We start from the raw sequence: 19,002 nt of genomic DNA on the forward strand, positions 1-19,002 counted from the left end.
CCGCCGGCGGCCGTGGCGGCCACCAGGCCCCGGTTGAAGACGCGGTGGGTGCGCAGGTACGTGCGGCGCTGGGCCCAGCCGAGCGCGCCGAGGGCCAGCACCCCGGTGGCGAGCGAGGCCCAGGGCCAGGAGCGGGCGTGCCCGTAGTCCTCGCCGAGCCGGCCGGTCTCCGCCTCGTAGAGCCCGCGGGCGGCGGGCAGCAGGTCGTCGCGCATGCGGTCGCTGGCGTAGCGCAGATAGGCGCCGCCCAGGGGCAGGCCCTGCCGGTTGTTGGCCCGGGCGGCCTCGACCAGTCCGGTGTAGACCGGCAGTTGGTCGTTGAGCGTGGCGATCCGGCGGCGCGCGGCGTCCGATCCCTCGGTGTTGGCGGCGGCCTTGACCAGCAGTTCGGAGGCGCGGGCGATGTCGTTCTCGTACCGCTGCCGGACCGCGCGCGGTTCCTGGCCGCCCGCGAGGAAGCCGCTCGCGGCGGTGGTGTCGGCGTCGGCGAGGGAGCGGTAGATGTCGGCCGCGTCGGCGCTGAGCGGCTGGCTGCGCTCGACGACGGCGTCCGAGGCGGCGGAGCGGTCGGTGACCTGCCAGGCGGTGACGGCGCCGAAGACGACGAGCAGCCCGGCCAGCGCGGCGCCGATGGCGCGCAGTCTGCCGGGTTCCGTGGTGGCGCCGGCGCGCAGCCGGTCGAGCCCCTCGCGCCAGGCGGTCACTCTCGGAGCGGGGTCCGGAGCGCCCGGCGGATGCGGTGGTGACATGAGACCTCCCCCTTGGTCGCTGTCGCGGACGCCCGTTCCCCGGAGAGCGACGGGGGGAACAGGTGCCCGGCCAGCAGTATGGCCGCAGGGACTGACAAACACACCGCTCGTGCCCCGATCTTGTCGTGATCGCGATCTTCGCGGGTGTTCGTACCGGCCTTCTGCCCTCCTTCACGCTTCGTACGCCGCGGCGGTTCCCGTCACATGCCGGGAGGGGCGGCGGGCCGGCCTCCACGTCGGCCCGCCGCCCCTCCCGAACCGGGGCCGCGTCAGCGGTCGTAGGTGTAGAACTTCGTGTGGTCGAGCATGTCGGCCGGGGTCACGTTGTTCCAGGGGCGCATCGTGTCGTTCAGGTCGACGACGTTGGCGGTGCCGCCGGCGGGCAGGTAGGGCGAGGTGGGGTGCAGGCGCTGCCAGTCGGCCCACAGCTTGTCTATGAAGCAGTGGTGCAGCCAGAAGACCGGGTCATTGGGGGAGACTCCGGTGGCCATCTGGCCGCCGACCCAGACGTGGACGCGGTTGTGCAGATTGACGCCGCGCCAGCCTTCGAGGTGGTTGCGGAAGCCGTCCGAGGCGCTGTTCCAGGGGGCCATGTCGTAGGTGGCCATCGCGAGGACGGAGTCCACCTCCGCGCGCGTGGGCAGGGCGCGCCCGCCGCCGCCCAGTTCGCGCTGGAGGTAGGGCCGGTTGTCGGCCGAGACGTTGATGTTCCACTTGCCGGTCGCGTAGGCGAAGGGGCCGGTGGTCACCTGGAAGTCGCGGCTGCGGCCGGTGCCGCCGAGGAAGTCGGCGCCCCACAGCGAGGAGGTCGCGGTGCGGTCGGCGGTCCAGTCCCAGTACGGCAGCGTGACCGAGGAGTCGATCCGCTGCAGCTCCTGCTCGAACTGGATGAGGAAGCGGCGGTGCCAGGGAAGGAACGAGGGGGAGCGGTGGCCGACACGGTCGCTGTCGTCCCGGTCGCTCATGATGAACTGGTTGTGGGTGCGGACGAATTCGTCGTAGCGGCCCTGGCGCTTGAGCTCCAGCACGGCGTTGACGAAGTTGCGCTTCTCGGTCGCGCTGAGCGTGGCCTGGTTCTTGCGTACTGCCATGGCGGTTCGGGCGTCCTCTCGGTTCGGGGTCTTCGGATGCGGCAGTCGCGGGTCAGGACATGGCGAGCGGGACGAGCTCGGCCCCGCGCAGCTTGTCGACGGCCGCCCGGGCGGTGGTGCGCGGGTCGGCGAAGGTCTCGTAGTGGTTGATCACGCTGATCCAGGTGCCGTCGGCGTTCTGCATCACGTGCAGCTCCTCGTCGTCGATGAGGACGGAGAAGCCGCCGCCGTGGTGGGCGCCGTGGCTGCCGGCCGCGGCCGGTCGGCCGACTATGTGCCGGCCCTGGTAGGTCTCGTCGAAGGCGGCCGGGCCATGACCGGAGTGGTCCATGTGGCCCGAGTGGTCCATGTCGGACGCCTGGGCGGTGGAGCCCCGGGCGGCGAGGGTGGCCGGGACGGCGACGAGCGCGGTGCCGACGGCGGCCGCGGCCGCGCCTCTGAGCATCATGCGCCGGCTCATGGTGGAAGACATGCGCAATTCCCCCCTCGGGAATCGGTGGTGGCGGAGGACGGCTGTCACGCATACGCCGGATGCCCGATTGGCGAAGAAAATAGCGATTGCCGGTCGTATTTCGTGATCAGTCCGTGCGGCCCGGATGCTTGCACGAGGAGGGGGAGCGGGAGAAATGGTTCTCCCGGATACGGACATTAGGTAAATGAACGGTCAACAAAGGTCCAGACAGGAACTGCTGACGTTTCGTCTTATTGACACGGGCGTCAGGAGATTCACCGGGACGAGGCGGCTGTGAGCGAAGGATTTTCGGTGTATGGCACCGACAAGTGACGCCTCTCACCATGTGAAGATGACGTGAACACACCGCATGAGGGTGGAATACGGACGGCTCCGCCGGGATCCACCACGATCTACGCGGGTGGACCGTCCAGTGGTCCACCCGCGTCGCGCGGGGCGCTACCCCCAGTGCGCCCGCAGCCGGCGGTACGCCCCGGCCGGTGCCCCCAGCCGGTCCAGGCCGAGCAGCGCCGCTCCCAGCACCGGCGGCGCCGCGACGACGCGCGGTACGGCCCGGGGAGCCTGCCGCGCCAGGAGCGCCACGATCCGGTCGTGCAGCAGCGGATGGCGCGCCGTGAGCACGCCGCCGCCGAGGATCACGGGCACGTCCGCGTCGAGCAGCTCCAGCCGGGTCAGCGCGGAGACCGTCATCGCCACGACCTCCTCCGCCTGCCGGGCGACGATCGCCCGGGCGGTCGGGTCGCCGGCCGCGGCCACCGCGAAGAGCACGGGCGCCAGTTCGTGACGGCGCTCCCGGGGCAGCCGGCCCAGGTGCAGGGCCTCGATGAGCTCCGGCATGCCGCCCAGCCCGAAGTGCGCGGGCAGCGCCGTGGCCAGGGCGGTGGGCCCACCGCGGCCGTCCTCGGCGCGGGCGGCCCACCACAGGGCCTCCTCGGCCAGGTGCGCGCCGCCTCCCCAGTCGCCGGAGATCCGGCCGAGGGCGGGGAAGCGGGCGGTCCGCCCGCCGGGGGCCAGCCCCGCGCAGTTGATGCCCGCCCCGCACACCACCGCGACCCCCACCGGCTCCCCGTCGTCCGGCAGCCCGGCCCGCAGCAGGGCGAAGGTGTCGTTGGCGACGGCGACCGTGCGCGCCCAGCCCCGGTCCTCGATCGCGGCCCTCAGCGCGGTCTCCTCGGCCGGCAGATCGGCGTTGGCCAGACACGCCGACACATGGCCGGCCGGCAGCAGGCCGCCGGCCGCCTCGGCGACCAGCGCGCCGAGCCGCGCCACCGCCCGTCGCACGCCCGTGGTCTGCGGCTGGAAGCCGCCGCCGCGCGCCGTGCCGAACACCTCGCCGCCGGCGCCGACGACCGCCACATCGGTCTTGCTGTTGCCCGCGTCGACGGCCACGATCCGGCCGTCCGGGCCCGGGTCGCTCACACCCACGCCAGATGGTCGCGGTTGTGCGCGAGGAGGGCGTCCGCCAGCCGGTCCGCGTACTCCAGCTGCCCGACCAGCGGATGCGCCAGCAGCGCCCGGAACACCCGGTCCCGGCCACCCTTCAGCGCCGCCTCCAGCGCCAGGTCCTCGTACGCGCTGACGTTCGCGACCAGCCCCGCGTACAGCGGCTCCAGGGGGCGCACCGGCAGGGGGTGCGCGCCGGCCGCGTCGACCGCCGCCGGGACCTCGATCACCGCGTCGTCCGGCAGGAAGGGCAGCGTCCCGGCGTTGAACGCGTTGACCACCTGCACCTCCCGGGTGTCCCCGAGCAGCGACGCCGTGAGGGCCACCGCGGCCTCCGAGTAGAAGGCGCCGCCCCGCTTGGCCAGCAGTTCCGGCTTCTCGTCCAGCGCGGGGTCGCCGTACAGGGCGAGCAGCTCCTTCTCCATCGCGGCCACCTCGGCGGCCCGCGACGGCCCGGTGCGCAGCTCCCGCACGACCTCGTCGTGCCGGTAGTAGTAGCGCAGGTAGTACGAGGGCACGACGCCCAGCCGGTCGAGGACCGCGCGCGGCATGCGCAGGTCGGCGGCGATCGCGTCGCCGTGCTCGGCGAGCAGCCGGGGCAGCACGTCCCGCCCGCCGACGGTTACCGCGCGCTCCCAGGTGAGGTGGTTGAGGCCGACGTGCTCCAGGCCGACCTCCTCCGGGGCCACCCCCAGCAGCCGGGCGAACTTCCGCTGGAAGCCGATGGCCACGTTGCACAGCCCGACCGCCCGGTGCCCGGCCAGCAGCAGGGCGCGCGTGACGATGCCGACGGGGTTGGTGAAGTCCACGATCCAGGCGTCCGGGGAGCGGCGGCGGACGCGCTCGGCGATGTCCAGCACGACCGGCACCGTGCGCAGGGCCTTGGCGAGCCCGCCCGCGCCGGTGGTCTCCTGCCCGACGCAGCCGCACTCCAGGGGCCAGGTCTCGTCCCGGTGGCGGGCGGCCTGGCCGCCCACGCGCAGCTGGAGCAGCACGGCGTCCGCGCCGTCGACGCCCGCGTCGAGGTCGGAGGTCCAGCTGATCCGGCCGGGATGCCCCTGGCGTGCGAAGATCCGCCGGGCCAGCCCGCCGACGAGCTCCAGCCGCTCGGCGGCAGGGTCGATCAGGACGAGCTCCTCGACCGGCAGCGTGTCGCGCAACCGCGCGAAGCCGTCCACGAGTTCGGGGGTGTAGGTCGAGCCCCCGCCGACCACTGAGAGTTTCACGACTTGACTCCCGTGAGGGTGACGCCTTCGACGAAGGCCTTCTGGGCGAAGAAGAACACGAGGATGACCGGGGCCATGACGAGCAGCGTCGCGGCCATGGTGAGGTTCCAGTTGACGCCGTGGGCGCTCTTGAAGGATTCCAGCCCGTACGACAGTGTCCACGCCCCCGGGTTCTGCGCGGCGTAGATCTGCGGGCCGAAGTAGTCGTTCCAGCAGAAGAAGAACTGGAACAGCGCCACCGCGGCGATTCCCGGCTTCGCCATCGGCACCACGATCCGCAGCAGCGTGCGCAGTTCGCCGCAGCCGTCGACCTTGGCGGCCTCCAGATACGCGGTGGGGATGGTGAGCAGGAACTGGCGCAGAAGGAATACGGAGTACGCGTCGCCGAAGGCCAGCGGGAGGATCAGCGGCCACAGCGACCCCGACAGATGCAGCTGCTGCGCCCACACCAGATACATCGGGACGACGACCACCTGCGGGGGAAGCATCATCGTCGCGATGACGAGCATCATCACCGGACGCCGCCCGCGGAAGCGGAACTTCGCCAGCGCGTAGGCGACGGGAAGCGAGGAACACACGGTCAGCAGCGTGCCCAGCCCGGCGTAGAGCAGGGAGTTCCGCCACCAGTCGAGGAATCCCGGGGTGCGGAACACCTCCGCGTAGTTGGACCACTTCCACGCGTGCGGCCACAGTTCGCCGCTCATCGCCTGGTCGTCGCTCATGACCGAGGTGAGGAAGACGAAGACGAACGGCAGCACGAAGAAGAGGGCGGCGGCCACGGCGGTGGTGTGCACCGCTATCCAGTGCAGGACCCTTCTGCCGGTGGCCGGCATCAGTCCTCCGCCGTCAGCAGTCCGGCGCCCTTGCGCAGGAGCAGGGAGGTCACGGCCATGGCGAGGGCGAAGAGCACGAGGGAGAGCACACACGCGGCACCCGTGTTGAAGTTCTCGAAACCGAGCGAATAGATCAGCTGGGGCACGGTGAGCGTGGAATGCTCCGGGTACCCCGGCTGGATCACCGATCCCGGCCCCACGCTGACGCCCGAGGCGAGTTTCCCGGCGACCAGCGCCTGTGTGTAGAACTGCATGGTCTGCACGACCCCGGTCACCACCGCGAACAGCACGATCGGTGTGATCGACGGCCAGGTCACGTAGCGGAACCGCGCCAGCGGTCCGGCCCCGTCCAGCTCCGCCGCCTCGTACAGCTCGCGGGGCACGTCCAGCAGCGCGGCCGTGAAGACGACCATCAGATCGCCGATGCCCCACAGCGAGAGCAGCACCAGCGAGGGCTTGGCCCAGGCGGGGTCGTTGAACCAGTGCGGGGCCGGAAGGCCGATCGCCGAAAGGATCTCGTTCACCGGGCCGGTGCCGGGATTGAGGAGGAAGACGAAGGCGACGGTCGCGGCCACCGGGGGAGCCAGGTACGGCAGGTAGAAGGCCGTCCGGAAGAACCCCGCCCCGGTCTTGATCCGGGTCACCAGCAGCCCGATGCCGATGCCGAAGGCCACCCGCAGGGCCACCATGACCACCACCAGCCACAGCGTGTTCTCCAGGGCCGGCCAGAAGAGCGGCATCCGGGTCAGTACGTACTCCCAGTTCCGCAGGCCCACGAAACTCGGTGACCGGATCTGGTTGTAGTGCATGAACGAGAAATAGACGGTGGCGACGAGCGGATAGCCGAAGAAGACGGAGAATCCCACCAGCCAGGGGGAGAGGAATCCGAGGACGCGCAGCCGTTCGCGCCCGCGCGGCCGTACGCGCGTGCGCTGCCGGTCCGGGCGTAATGCGGCGGGCGGGGCGGTGGTGGCCATGGCGGGCTCCGTCAGTTCTCGGACTGGAGGTTGTCGTCGTCTATCTGCCGGTCGAGCGCGCGCAGCCCCCGGCCGAGATCGGGGACCTTTCCCGCCTCCACCTCGTACGCGAAGTCCTGGAGCGCGGTGATGTACTGGCCGCCGTTGACGGACGGTGGCATTCCGGCGCTGTGGGGGTTCCGTGCGATGTCGAGGAAGGTACGGAATCCCGGGTCGGCGCCCAGCCGGGGCGAGGCGAGCGCGGCCTTGGTCGAGGGCACATTGTGGAGGGCGTTGGCGAAGGCCACGACCTGGTCGGTGTCGGTGGTCAGGAACTTCACCAGTTCCCAGGCGGCGTTCTGGTGTCTGCTGCTGTGCGCGACGCCCACGACCGTGCCCGTGAGATAACCCCGCCCGTAGGTCTCCGGCCGGTCGTCGGGGACGGGCAGCGGGGCCGTGCCCCAGCGGAAGGAGGGTTTCGCCTTGTCGAGCATCAGTCCGCGCCATTCCCCGTCCAGGTGCATCGCGAGCTTTCCGGTGAGAAAGGCGTTCTGCGAGGACATCTCGTCGCCGAAGGTGGTGCGGAAGGTCTCCAGCGGCCCGTATCCGCCCTGTGCGTCGATGAGTTCCCGCTGGGTGGCGAAGAACTCCCGGGCCGCGGGCTCCCGGGCCAGCCGGGACTTTCCCGCGTCGTCGAAGTAGCGCGGGTTCCACTGGCCGAAGAACCGGTCGGGGCTGTTCTGGTAGAGCCGGAAGTCCGGCATGAACCCCACCCGCCGGTAGGAGCCGTCCGGTCCGCGTTCGGTGAGCCTGACGGCCGCGTCCCGGAATTCCGACATGGTGCGCGGCGGCCGGGTGATGCCGGCCCTCTCGAAGGCGTCCTTGTCGTAGTACAGCCCGTAGGCGTCGGCGAGCAGCGGCAGCGCGCACTGGGTGCCCCGGTACGCGGAGTAGTCCAGCAGGGTCCGCGGGAAGACCGCGTCCTTGTCCAGGCCGGATCTCCGCAGGAACGGATCGAGGTCGACCCACATGCCGGAGGAGCAGTACTGGCCCACGTTGTTGGTGGTGAAGGACGACACCACGTCGGGGGCCTCGTCGCCGCCGGCCCGCAGTGCCTGGTTGACGGTGGCGTCGGTGACGTTCCCGGTGGACTTCACCGTGATGTTCGGGTGCCGCCGCTCGAACCGGGCGATGGCCTCGTCGACCGCCTTGACCTCGTTCTTCTCCGACCAGCCGTGCCAGAGGCGCAGCGTGACCGGCCGGGTGGGGTCGTCGTCCGCGCTGCCGTGCCCGGGGTTGGCGCAGCCGGCCAGGGCCGACAGCGGGAGCAGCCCGGCGACGGCGAGCGACAGCAGGGGGCGGCGGCGACGGCGCGTGCGCGGCATGGCGGGACCTTCTTCCGTGCGGTCGGCTTCCGTGCGGTCGGCGGGCAGGAGGCGTTCGGGCCGGGTGCGGGGCCGGTGCGCGGCCGCGGGGTCAGGTGGTGTCGAAGACGGCGTCCCTGACGTCGTCGAGCGCGGTCCGCAGCGCGCCGAGCAGGATCGGCGAGCCCTCGACCGTGCCGAGCCGCAGCAGCGGCCTGGGCAGCGCCAGTCCGGTCAGCTCCGCCTCGACCAGCTCGCGCAGCCGCTCGCCGCCCGCGCGGCAGACCTCGCCGGAGAGCACCACGAGCCCCGGGTCGACGACCGCGACGACCGCCGCCAGCCCGGTGGCCATGCGCGCCGCCAGCTCGCCGAGGACCGCGTCGCCCGCGCCGGGGGTGGCGGCCGCCGCGGCCAGCGCCCCGGTCGCCGTGGCGGCGTCGATGCCGTGCCGGCGGGCCAGCTCCACCACGGCCGGGGAGCCGACGAGCATCTGGAAGCCGCCGCCGGCGTCCGGCCGGGCCGCGTCCGCCTGGCCGCCGCGCGCCAGGGGCGCGCCGGGCAGCGGCATGTAGCCGATCTCGCCCGCGCCACTGGTCGCGCCGCGCAGCGGCCGCCCGCCGAGCACGATGGCGGCGCCGACGCCCTCGTCGGCCCAGAAGAGCACGTAGTCGTCGGTGTCCCGGGCCGCGCCGCCGTGCCGTTCGGCCACGGCGGCGAGGTTGACGTCGTTCTCGATGACCAGGGGAGTGCCGACCGCCTCGGCCAGCTCGTCGCGCAGGGCGCGCGAATGCCAGCCGGGCAGGTGCGCGGCGTACCGCAGCCGGCCGGTGCGCGGGTCGAGGGCGCCGGGCGTGCCGATGACGGTGCGGTGCAGGGCGGTGCGGCCGAGCCCGGCGGCGGCCAGGGCGCCGTCGACGGCCTCGGCGACCAGCGCGGCGGTCCGGTCGCGGCCGGGCCCCGCGGCGGCCGTCACGACGCGGTGTTCGCCGACGACCGTGCCGGTGATGTCCGCGACGGCCGCGGAGATCCCGCTCTCGTCGACGGCGAGCGCGGCCACGTGGGCGATGCCCGGGTCCACCTCGTACAGCTGGGCGCTGGGCCCGGGCCGGCCGGTGACGCTGCCGGTCCGGCGCACGAGCCCGGCGGTCTCCAGCCGGGCCAGCAGCTGGGAGGCGGTGGGTTTGGAGAGCCCGGTGAGCTCGCCGATCCGGGTGCGGGTGAGGGGGCCGTGGACGATGAGCAGTTCCAGGGCGGCGCGGTCGTTCATGGCCCGCAGCACCCGTGGCGTCCCGGGGATCCCGGCCATGGCGGCACCACCCTCCCGAAGTCTGTTAGGAAACCTTCCAATTCCCTGTGGGAGGACGGTATGCCCACGTCAGGGCGGCGTCAATAGGTCTGGACCGGCGCTCGGGTGCGTTCTGAGGTGCGCATATGCAAGGAAAAATCGCGCGACGCCCCCGCCGGTCCGCTGTTAGTTTCCGCTGCATGGAACCACTCGGCGAATCCGCCATACGCGCCTCCTTCGTCAACTGCTCGAAGGGTGAGGCGCGCAGGATCAGTCTTCCCCGGGGGCTGGACGAGCTGCCCTGGGCGGACCTGGACTTCCTGGGCTGGCGCGACCCGGGCGCCCCGGACCGCGGCTACCTCGTGGCCGAGCGGGCCGGCGAGCTCGTCGGCGTCACGCTGCGTGTGCCGCAGGGCGGCCCCCGCAGCTTCACCAAGACCACCATGTGCTCGCTGTGCATGACGGGCCACCCCGGCTCCGGCGTCTCCCTGCTGGCCGCCCGCCGCGTCGGCGCCTCCGGCCGCGAGGGCAACACGGTCGGCGCCTACATGTGCGCGGACCTGGCCTGCCCCCTGTACGTGCGGGGCCGGAAGGTGCCCCTGATGTCCATGCGGTACAAGGAGTCGCTGTCGCTGGAGGAGCGGCTGGACCGCATGCGGGGCAACGTCGACGACTTCCTGGACCGCGTCCTCCAGGAGGCCTGAAAACCGGGAGGGCTCCCTCGCCACATCGGCGGCGAGGGAGCCCTCCGCCTTGCCGGCGGGCCTTTCCCGGGTCGGCGGCCCGGTTCGAGCCATGAGGGTCCGGCGGCCTGCGCGGTCGTCGCCGGCGAGGCACCGGCCCCGACCGCCGGCGGCTACGGCTTGCCCAGCGCCGCCCCCGGCGGAGCCGCCGGTATCGGCTCCGTCGCCTTGGCCTGCGGGGAGGCCGGGTTCGCCAGGACCGACGGCGGGGCGACCGTCGCCGTCGGGTCCGGGGCCGCCCGGGTCTCCAGCTCCGGCTCCTGCGGCCGGCCCACGATGCTGATGCCCTCCGCGTCCAGCGCCCGCTTGATCCGCCAGCGCAGCTCGCGCTCCACGCCGAGCGCCTTGCCCGGCACGGTCTTGGCCGACACCCGGATGACGACCGAGTCGAGGTAGATCGCGTTCAGGCCGAGGACCTCGACCGGCTCCCACAGCCGCTCGTTCCACGGCTCTTCCTTCTGCATCTCCTCGCCGGTCCGGGCGATGACGTCCCGGACCCGGTCCAGGTCCTCGTCGGACCGGACCTGGACGTCGACGCCCGCCGTCGCCCAGCCCTGGCTGAGGTTGCCGATCCGCTTGACCTCGCCGTTGCGCACGTACCAGATCTCGCCGTCGCTGCCGCGCAGCTTCGTCACCCGCAGCCCGACCTCGATCACCTCGCCGGAGGCGACCCCGGCGTCGATCGTGTCGCCGACGCCGTACTGGTCCTCCAGGATCATGAAGACGCCGGACAGGAAGTCGGTGACCAGATTGCGCGCGCCGAAACCGATCGCGACACCGGCCACACCGGCGCTGGCCAGCAGCGGAGCCAGGTTGATCTTGAGTACCGAGAGCACCGTCAGCGCCGCCGTGCCCATGATCAGGAACGAGGCGACGCTGCGCAGCACCGAGCCGATGGCCTCGGAGCGCTGCCGCCGGCGCTCGGCGTTGACGAGCAGGCCGCCCAGCGCGGTGCCGTCCACGGCCTGCGCGGTGCGGTTCATCCGGGCTATCAGCTTGGTGATGGCCCGCCGGATCAGCGAGCGCATCACGACGGCGATGACGACGATCAGGATGATCCGCAGGCTGTTGCCGAGCCAGACGGACCAGTTCGCCTCGACCCAGCCGGCGGCGTCGTTCGCCGTCCGTTGCGCCTCGTCGAGGGACGAGGGAGGCCGGGGCGTCGGATCTTCTGCGGCGAGGACGACGGACCGGAACACAGCAGGAATTCCTCCGTGGGGACACACAGGACCCGCGGCGGGGAGCGGCGCGGGCAGGCTTACCACACTAACGGGGCAGCCCCCGGGACCCGCAGTCGTGTTCGAAGTGGGACGGGTCTTGCGCGGAGATGGCCGAGGTGTGCGCCAAAACACCTGAGACCCGTTACCCGGTCATGGTGGCGCTCCGACCAGGGGCCAGGGGACACTTGCAGGAGATCGTCCCGGCGCGAGCCACGCGCCGCCGGCGTACAAGGAGGCACCCGTGCCGCATGTCCTGGTCCTCAACGCGTCGTACGAGCCGCTCGGCGTCGTACCGCTCCGCCGCGCGCTCATACTCGTCCTCAATGAGAAGGCCGTCAGCCTCGAGGACTCCGGCGCCTATCTGCACAGCGCGTCCTGCACCATCCCCGCACCCAGCGTCGTCCGGCTGAAGCGCTTCGTGCGGATCCCCTTTCGGGGGCCCGTCCCGCTCACCCGCCGAGCGCTCTTCGCCCGTGACGGCGGGCGCTGCGCGTACTGCGGTGGCGTCGCAACCAGCGTCGATCACGTCGTCCCGCGCAGCCGCGGCGGCCAGCACGCCTGGGAGAACGTGGTGGCGGCCTGCCGCCGCTGCAACCACGTCAAGGCCGACCGGCACGTCTCCGAGCTCGGCTGGCGCCTCCGTCACCAGCCCGCCCCGCCGACGGGGCTGGCCTGGCGGATCATCGGCACGGGGCACCGGGATCCGCGGTGGCTGCCGTACCTCGAGGCGTACGGCGCGGAGGACGCCATGGCCAGGATCGACGGCATCTCGGCCTGAGGGCGCCCACCGGGGGCCCGGCCCCCGGTGGGCGCCTCCTCACCGCGCCGCGTACGCCTCCGCCGACCGCGGCATGAAGCTGCGGTCGCCCTGGACGCGGACGAAGCGTGTGCCCGGCGCATCCATGCGGACGCTCTCGTCGCCGGCCCTGCTCTCGGCGACGGTCGCCGCGTCGCGCCATGTGCGCCCGTCCGCCGAGACCTGCACCCGGTAGCGGCCGGGACGGTTCTCGCGCCAGTGCAGCACCAGCAGACCCAGCCGTGCCGGGCGGGCCAGCTCCATCTGCCACCAGCCGTCGTCGTCCGACCAGGACGCCCGCGCGTCGCGGGCGAGGTCCGGGCCGCCCGTGGGCGGGACCGTGCGGACCGTCACGGTCCGCTCGACGCTTCCCAGCCGCACGGCCACCGGGAACTCGCGCGGCCCGAACCCGGACGGCACCGTCAGCTCGACGGGGACCGTCGTCACGCCGGCGCGCGGCACGGTCACCTCGGCGGGCGCCTTGACCTGGACACCCTGCGGCGCCCGGACGGTCAGCCGCTCCCGTACCGTCTCCGGCTTCTGGTTGATCACGCGGGCCTCCAGCACGGCCGGCCGGCCGCCGGTCTCGGCCTCCACACCGTCGCCGGGCAGCTGGACGTCGGCCGTGGGCGTGTCGGCGAACCAGGGGCTGACCTCGTGCACGGCCGGCGGGGTGGCCCCCTGGTCCCAGACGATGCGCAGGCCGTCGGTCCGCATGCCCTTGCCCGGCAGCTGCGTCCAGCCGCTGTCGGACAGCGGCCCGAGCGGCTGCCAGCCGGTCGCGGGGTCGTGCGCCTCGACCGTGCCGCGCGTCCCGGGCGCGGGCGCGGCCAGCACGGTGACGGCGGTCAGCGGATGCGCCGCGGGCACCTTCACGGTCAGCGGGCTGCCGGCCCGCGGGGTCACGGCGGTGGCCGGGTCGCCGTCGGTGGCCCGCCCGGCGGTGCGCAGCGGCCGGTCGGCGCCGGTCCAGCCGTTGGCCCGGGCCAGGGCCTGCTGGAGGAAGGGGTCCAGCACGCCGTTGCCCACCGTGGCCCGGCCGGCCGTGATCTTCTCGCGCAGCCGCTGTACGTCGAGCTGGGCCCGCCAGGCCGCGGCGCCGTCGCCGCGTACCTGGGCGGTGAGCATGTCCACGGCCTTGACGCCCGCCTCGCCGTAGTGGGTCAGCGCCGCCAGCCACGGCCCGATCTCGCCGCCGAAGGGCCGCTCCAGACGCCCGCCGGCCTGCGCCATCGTGGTGAAGGCGGCGCGCAGCCGGTCCGCCGCGGCGGCGATCCGGTCCGCGTCCGTGCCCGACAGGGCGGCCCAGAACTCGTCCAGCAGGGGGCGCAGATAGGCGGACTCCTCGCCGCCCAGCATGGACGACGCGTCGTTGCCGGCCAGCGCGCGCAGCGCCTCGCGGGCGCCGGGGTCGCCGCCGGCGAGGTCGTCGACGGCCGCCTTCCAGGACTCCTCGGGCCGGTAGCCCTTCGGGTTCCAGGCGTAGTCGGCGGTGGTGAACAGCGGGATGCGGGACGCGGTCGGCTGTGCCGAGGCGTTGGCCAGCAGCGCCGCCGAGCCGGTCGCCACGGCCGGCTCCCGGCCGGAGTACGGGCCCAGGAAGATACGGTCCTGCGCGAAGTCGTTGACCGGGTAGTTGTCCATGGTGACCAGCGAGTGCCCGAACGCGGTCCGCGCGTCGGCCAGTTCGCGGCCGGTGATGGTCTTGGGCACCACGCCCACGCCCGTCCAGGCGACCTGTACGCGCGGGTCGAGCTGTTCGGCCAGCGCGCGGCGGAAGGCCGTGCGGCCGTCCTGGAAGTACTCGGTGGGCAGCAGGGACAGCGGCGCGGCCTCCTTGCCCTTGGCGGCCAGGTGCGCGGCGAGCGCGCCCGCGACCTTGGCCTGGGCCTTCGCCGCGGCCTTCGGGCCGGACCCGAAGGCGTCCGCGTCCGCGTCGCAGTGCCACTCGCTGTAGCTGACGTCCTGGAACTGGAGCTGGAAGGCGCGGAAGCCCAGCGCCCACATGGCGTCGACCTTCCGCTTGAGCGCCCGCAGGTCCGCACCGGAGGAGAAGCACATGGCCTGCCCCGGGGAGACCGCCCAGCCCAGCGTCACATGGTTGCGGCGGGCCCGCTCCGCCAGCTCGCGGAACGCCGCCCGCTGGTCGGCCGGGTACGGGTCGCGCCAGCGGGCCAGGCGGTAGGGGTCGTCGCCGGGGGCGTGGAGATAGCGGTTCAGCTTGGTGCGGCCCATGAAGTCCAGCTGGTCCAGGCGCTGCGCCTGGGACCACGGCTGGCCGTAGAAGCCCTCGGTCAGCCCGCGCACGGCCGTGCCCGGCCAGTCACGGATCACCGCGCCCGCGAAGGCGTGGCCGCCGTCCCGCTCGACGGCCAGCTGCCGCAGCGTCTGCGCCGCGTGGAACAGCCCGTCCGGGTCCGCGCCGGACAGGGCCGCCGCCGGTCTGCCGTCCAGCTGCCCGGTGGCCAGCCGGTAGCCGCCGGCCGGCAGGTCACCGGCGGCCGGCGCGCCGAGGGCGCGCAGGGCCTTCTCCGCGGACTGCCCGCCCGCGTGGACGATCAGCCCCTGCGGCGGCGGCGTGCCGCCCGGCTGGGCGTCCACGACCGTGCGCGCCCCGAGGCCCCGCAGCAGTTCGCGGAGGGCGTCCAGGGTGGCCGGGTCGGTGCCGGGCTCCGACATGAGGGTGACCTCGGTGCCGATCCGGGCGTACGCGCCCTGGGCGCGCGCCGACTGCGGGCGCGGCCACACCGGGGGCAGGCCGCCCGCGCTCTCCTGGTCGGGGGTGCCCGCGGCGGCCGCCGCGTCCCCCGGGAGGGGTTCGGCCACGGCGTCCGGCACACCGCCCAGCAGCCCGCCGAGCAGGGCCGCGGCCAGTACCGTCACCCCGGCCCGGCGGCGGGGTCCCCCCAGCCTGCCGGTGCCGACCGTCCGGCCCGGCAGCCGCCCGTCGTCGCCGGCCTCGCCGCCGCGCCGGTCGCCGCCGTCGTGGTCGCTGCCCGGGAACCGCACCGCCTTCTCCTCGCCCCTAGTGTGCCGTCACGGGTCCGGCCCGTGGAGCGACGAGCCCATCAGCAAGCGATGGACGTGTCAACGCAGCTGCCCGAACTGCCGGTAATGCCCATCGCTTCGACGGCAAAGGGCGGGCAAGCGACGGCGAGAAGTCCACCAAAGGGCCGTCAAATCGACATGGGGGAACGTAATGTGACCTGCGGACGGTTCCGACGGCCCCGGTCACCACGGAGTTCCGCATGGACAGAGCGCGTCTCGCCGCACTGCACGGAGTCGCCACCTCCTACGAGCCCTCGCCCGGCCGCACGGTGCGGGTCCCCGAGGACACCGTCGTCGCCGTCCTCGCCGCGCTCGGCGTCGACGCCTCCACGCCCCGCGCCGTCCGCGACGCCCTCGCGGCCCGGGAACAGGCCGAGCGGGGCCGGCTGCTGCCGCCCGCCGTCGTGGCGCGCGAGGGCGACGCCCGCCCGGACGTACCGGACCTGCCCGAGGGCACGGTGCTGCGGATCGAGACCGAGGACGGCGCACGCCTCGACCGGTTCGAGGACCCCCTCCCGCTCGGCCACCACCTCCTGCGGGCCGCGGCCCCCGACGGCCGGACCGCGAGCGCGCCCCTGATCGTCGCCCCGCGCCGGCTGCCCGCACCGCCCGAGCGCTGCCACGGCTTCCTCGTCCAGCTCTACTCCCTGCTGTCCGCCCGCTCCTGGGGCATGGGCGACCTCGGCGACCTCGCCGAGCTGGCCGCCTGGTCGGGGCGCGCCTTCGGCTGCGACTTCGTCCAGGTCAACCCCCTGCACGCGGCCGTACCGCCGGCTGGCGGGGCGCCCACCGACCCCTCGCCCTACCGCCCCTCCTCCCGCCGCTTCCCCGACCCCGTCCATCTGCGCGTCACCGCCGTCCCCGAGTTCGCCCATCTCACCGGCGCCCAGCGGGCCGCCGCCGACGGGCTGCTGGCCGAGGCCGACGCCCTGCGCGCGGGCGTGCTGGGCGGTGACGCGCTCATCGACCGGGACGCCGTCCGCGCCCTGAAGCTGCGCGCCCTCGAACTCGTCCGCGCCGTGCCCATGGGGCCCGGACGGCGCGCCGCCTACTGCGACTTCCTCGCCGAGCGCGGCCAGGCCCTCGACGACCACGCGACCTGGTGCGCCCTCGCCGAGGTGCACGGCCCCGACTGGCGCTCCTGGCCCGGCGCGCTCAAGGACCCCCGCTCGGCCCGCACCGCCCGGGCCCGCGGCGAGCTGCTGGACCGCGTCGACTTCCACTGCTGGCTCGCCTGGCTCACCGACCGCCAGCTCGCCGGCGCCCAGCGGGCCGCCCGCCAGGCCGGGATGCGGGTCGGGCTCGTCCACGACCTGGCCGTCGGCGTCCACCCGTCCGGCGCCGACGCCTGGGCCCAGCAGGACGCCCTCGCCGCCGGCATGTCCGTCGGCGCCCCGCCCGACGCCTTCAACTCGCTCGGCCAGGACTGGGGCCTGCCGCCCTGGCGCCCCGACGCCCTGCGCGCCACCGGCTACGCCCCCTACCGCGAGCTGCTGCGCGCCCTGCTGCGGCACGCGGGCGCCCTGCGCATCGACCATGTGATGGGCCTGTTCCGGCTGTGGTGGGTGCCGCAGGGCCGCGAGCCCGCGCAGGGCACGTACGTGCGCTACGACGCGGAGGCCATGCTCGCCGTCCTCGCCCTGGAAGCCCACCGCGCGGGTGCCGCCGTCGTCGGCGAGGACCTCGGCACGGTCGAGCCGGGGGTGCGCGAGGCGCTGGCGGAGCGCGGGGTGCTCGGCACCTCGGTGCTGTGGTTCGAGCGCGACTACGCGCGCGGCGCGCGCCGCCCGGAGCCGCTCGCGCCCGAGCGCTGGCGCCCCGGCTGCCTGGCCACCGCCACCACCCACGACCTGCCCAGCACCGCCGCCCGGCTCACCGGCGACCACGTCGAACTGCGGCACCGGCTCGGCCTGCTCACCCGCCCGCTCGCCGTCGAGCAGCGCGAGGACGCCGCGGACCTCGCGGAGTGGCTCGCCCTCTTCCGCCGCCTGGGCCTGCTGCCGGAGGGGCCCGGCGACGAGGAGGGCGCCGTCAAGGCCGTGCACCGCTTCCTGCTGCGCACCCCCGCCCGCATGATCGGCGTCTGGCTGCCGGACGCGGTGGGCGACCGCCGCCCGCAGAACCTCCCCGGCACCTGGGACCAGTACCCGAACTGGCGGCTGCCCGTCTCCGACGCCGCCGGCCGCCCGCTGGCCCTGGAGGACCTGGCCTCCTCGCCGCGGCTGCACGCCCTGATGGACGTCCTGCGCGCCCCGGCCGGACCCGGGCGCCCACCGATGACCCGATAGCCCACCCCGGGCGCGCGCCCCGCACACACGTCGGATACGTTGAGCTCGTGAGCAACAAGAATAAGAACGCCATGCGCGCCGGGGCCGTGTCCGCCGGCACGGTGCTGATGCTGCTGATGTCGTCCCCCGCGTTCGCGCTCACCCGCGACGACGGCGACGACCCGGGCCCGGGCCTCAGCGTGCTCAACACGCTCGGCCTCTATGTCGCCGCGCCGATCGTCCTCTTCCTCGTCATCGCCGGCCTGGTCATGGTCATGGCCCGCCACAGCGACAACGTGCACACCCGCGACACCCACTACCCCCGCTCGGCGCGCTAACCCGCCGGCACCAGGCTTCCGCCCGGCGCCCCGGTCCTCCACGGACCGGGGCGCCGGGCTTTTTGGCGTTTACGGCGCCCTTAACCTACGGTGTCGTAACCTACGGGCCCGTAAGTGGACAGCCGTAGTCCACCGCGCCGCGATCCCCCTGGAGCCGTTTGTGACCCTCGCCCCCTCCCGCTCCGCCGCCTGGAGCGACACCCGGCTCCTGTACGCCCTGGAAGAGGCCGTCGAGACGGAGCTCAACCGCCATCTGAAGGTCGCCAAGGAGTGGATGCCGCACGAGTACGTGCCCTGGAGCGACGGGCGGAACTTCGACGGCGTCATGGGCGGCGAGGCCTGGGCCCCGGAACAGTCCAAGGTCTCCGAGGTCGGGCGCATCGCGCTCGTGGTCAATCTGCTGACCGAGGACAATCTGCCGAGCTACCACCACGAGATCGCCACGCTCTTCGGCCGTGACGGCGCCTGGGGCACCTGGGTGCACCGCTGGACCGCCGAGGAGGGCCGGCACGGCATCGTCATGCGGGACTACCTGCTGACCTCGCGGGCCGTCGACCCGGTGGAGCTGGAGCGCTTCCGGATGCAGCACATGAGCGAGGGCTTCGAGTCCGACAACCGGCACAGCATGCTGCACTCCGTGGCCTATGTCGCCTTCCAGGAGCTGGCCACCCGCGTATCGCACCGGAACACCGGGCACCACTCCGGCGACCCGGTCTGCGACCGCATGCTCGCCCGGATCGCCACCGACGAGAACCTGCACATGGTCTTCTACCGGAACCTGCTCAAGCGGGCCTTCGAGCTGGCCCCGGACCAGACCATGAGCGCCGTGCGGGACGTCGTCGTGAACTTCCGGATGCCCGGCCACGGCATCCCCGGCTTCGAGCGGGCGGCCGCGCAGATCGCCATCGGCGGCGTCTACAACCTGCGCATCCACCACGACGACGTGCTCCAGCCCGTCCTGCGCTTCCTGAAGGTCCTGGAGATCGGCGGCCTCGGCCCCGAGGGCCTGCGCGCCCAGGAGGAGCTGGGCCGGTTCCTGGAGGGCCTCGACGGCCAGGCCCTGAAGTTCGACGAGCGCCGCGCGGCGTTGCTCGCCCGCCGTGCGGCGAGGGCGGGGGCGGCGTAGGCGCCCGCACACAGTGAAGGGAGCCCCGGGCCTGACAGGCCCGGG

General features: G+C 73.7%; 15 protein-coding genes and 1 pseudogene. 5 read left to right on the forward strand and 11 right to left on the reverse strand.

Features of this window, described 5'->3' with window-relative positions:
* The 9 genes and pseudogenes from AB0K09_RS06570 to AB0K09_RS06610 form a co-directional block, all read right to left on the reverse strand.
* Positions 1–749: pseudogene (locus tag AB0K09_RS06570) on the reverse strand (hypothetical protein); the annotation flags it as partial.
* 269 nt (positions 750–1,018) lie between these two features.
* Positions 1,019–1,840, reverse strand: a complete 822-nt coding sequence (locus AB0K09_RS06575) for a tyrosinase family protein (RefSeq protein ID WP_366064173.1) — start codon at positions 1,838–1,840, stop codon at positions 1,019–1,021.
* Between the two features lie 52 nt (positions 1,841–1,892).
* Positions 1,893–2,312: a tyrosinase cofactor gene (locus AB0K09_RS06580; RefSeq protein WP_366064174.1), complete on the reverse strand. Its 420-nt coding sequence runs from the start codon at positions 2,310–2,312 to the stop codon at positions 1,893–1,895.
* A 438-nt stretch (positions 2,313–2,750) separates the two neighbouring features.
* A complete protein-coding gene (locus tag AB0K09_RS06585) occupies positions 2,751–3,737 on the reverse strand; it encodes a BadF/BadG/BcrA/BcrD ATPase family protein (RefSeq protein WP_366064175.1) in 987 nt (328 codons plus the stop codon).
* Positions 3,728–4,981 carry a 6-phospho-beta-glucosidase gene (locus AB0K09_RS06590; protein ID WP_366064176.1) on the reverse strand — a complete coding sequence of 418 codons (1,254 nt, stop codon included), beginning with the start codon at positions 4,979–4,981 and terminating at the stop codon, positions 3,728–3,730. The genes AB0K09_RS06585 and AB0K09_RS06590 overlap by 10 nt, the downstream gene beginning before the upstream one ends.
* Positions 4,978–5,814 (reverse strand): carbohydrate ABC transporter permease, encoded by an 837-nt coding sequence (locus AB0K09_RS06595; RefSeq protein ID WP_366064177.1) that lies wholly within the window; start codon positions 5,812–5,814, stop codon positions 4,978–4,980. The genes AB0K09_RS06590 and AB0K09_RS06595 overlap by 4 nt, the downstream gene beginning before the upstream one ends.
* The gene (locus tag AB0K09_RS06600; protein WP_366064178.1) at positions 5,814–6,791 is read right to left on the reverse strand and encodes a sugar ABC transporter permease; all 978 of its coding nucleotides are present in this window, start codon (positions 6,789–6,791) and stop codon (positions 5,814–5,816) included. Before AB0K09_RS06600 ends, AB0K09_RS06595 begins: the two co-directional genes overlap by 1 nt.
* Positions 6,792–6,802: 11 nt before the next feature.
* Positions 6,803–8,155: an ABC transporter substrate-binding protein gene (locus AB0K09_RS06605; RefSeq protein WP_366064179.1), complete on the reverse strand. Its 1,353-nt coding sequence runs from the start codon at positions 8,153–8,155 to the stop codon at positions 6,803–6,805.
* A gap of 91 nt (positions 8,156–8,246) precedes the next feature.
* Entirely contained in the window at positions 8,247–9,440 is a 1,194-nt protein-coding gene (locus tag AB0K09_RS06610; protein WP_366064180.1) for an ROK family transcriptional regulator, read from the reverse strand.
* A gap of 179 nt (positions 9,441–9,619) precedes the next feature.
* Here AB0K09_RS06610 and AB0K09_RS06615 point away from each other — a divergent pair, with 179 nt between their 5' ends.
* A complete protein-coding gene (locus AB0K09_RS06615) occupies positions 9,620–10,123 on the forward strand; it encodes an FBP domain-containing protein (RefSeq protein ID WP_366064181.1) in 504 nt (167 codons plus the stop codon).
* A 152-nt stretch (positions 10,124–10,275) separates the two neighbouring features.
* On the opposite strand, the gene AB0K09_RS06620 is transcribed toward AB0K09_RS06615, so the two are convergent.
* Positions 10,276–11,361, reverse strand: coding sequence for a mechanosensitive ion channel family protein (locus AB0K09_RS06620; protein WP_366064182.1), 1,086 nt, complete (start codon positions 11,359–11,361; stop codon positions 10,276–10,278).
* Between the two features lie 262 nt (positions 11,362–11,623).
* On the opposite strand from AB0K09_RS06620, the gene AB0K09_RS06625 reads away from it, so the two are divergent.
* Positions 11,624–12,160 carry an HNH endonuclease gene (locus tag AB0K09_RS06625; protein ID WP_366064183.1) on the forward strand — a complete coding sequence of 179 codons (537 nt, stop codon included), beginning with the start codon at positions 11,624–11,626 and terminating at the stop codon, positions 12,158–12,160.
* Positions 12,161–12,199: 39 nt separating this feature from the next.
* Here AB0K09_RS06625 and AB0K09_RS06630 read toward each other — a convergent pair whose 3' ends face one another.
* Complete coding sequence (locus AB0K09_RS06630; RefSeq protein ID WP_366064193.1) at positions 12,200–15,088, reverse strand: beta-N-acetylglucosaminidase domain-containing protein; 2,889 nt, start codon at positions 15,086–15,088, stop codon at positions 12,200–12,202.
* 338 nt (positions 15,089–15,426) lie between these two features.
* Between AB0K09_RS06630 and malQ the strand changes: the two genes are divergently transcribed.
* The 3 genes from malQ to AB0K09_RS06645 all read left to right on the forward strand — a co-directional run bounded on the left by malQ (position 15,427) and on the right by AB0K09_RS06645 (position 18,957).
* Positions 15,427–17,514: a 4-alpha-glucanotransferase gene (gene malQ, locus AB0K09_RS06635; RefSeq protein ID WP_366064184.1), complete on the forward strand. Its 2,088-nt coding sequence runs from the start codon at positions 15,427–15,429 to the stop codon at positions 17,512–17,514.
* Between the two features lie 47 nt (positions 17,515–17,561).
* A complete protein-coding gene (locus AB0K09_RS06640; protein WP_366064185.1) occupies positions 17,562–17,831 on the forward strand; it encodes a hypothetical protein in 270 nt (89 codons plus the stop codon).
* A 160-nt stretch (positions 17,832–17,991) separates the two neighbouring features.
* Positions 17,992–18,957, forward strand: coding sequence for an acyl-ACP desaturase (locus AB0K09_RS06645; RefSeq protein WP_366064186.1), 966 nt, complete (start codon positions 17,992–17,994; stop codon positions 18,955–18,957).
* Positions 18,958–19,002 lie beyond the last annotated feature (45 nt).

This window comes from Streptomyces sp. NPDC049577 (assembly GCF_040675635.1).
Lineage (GTDB): Bacteria > Actinomycetota > Actinomycetes > Streptomycetales > Streptomycetaceae > Streptomyces.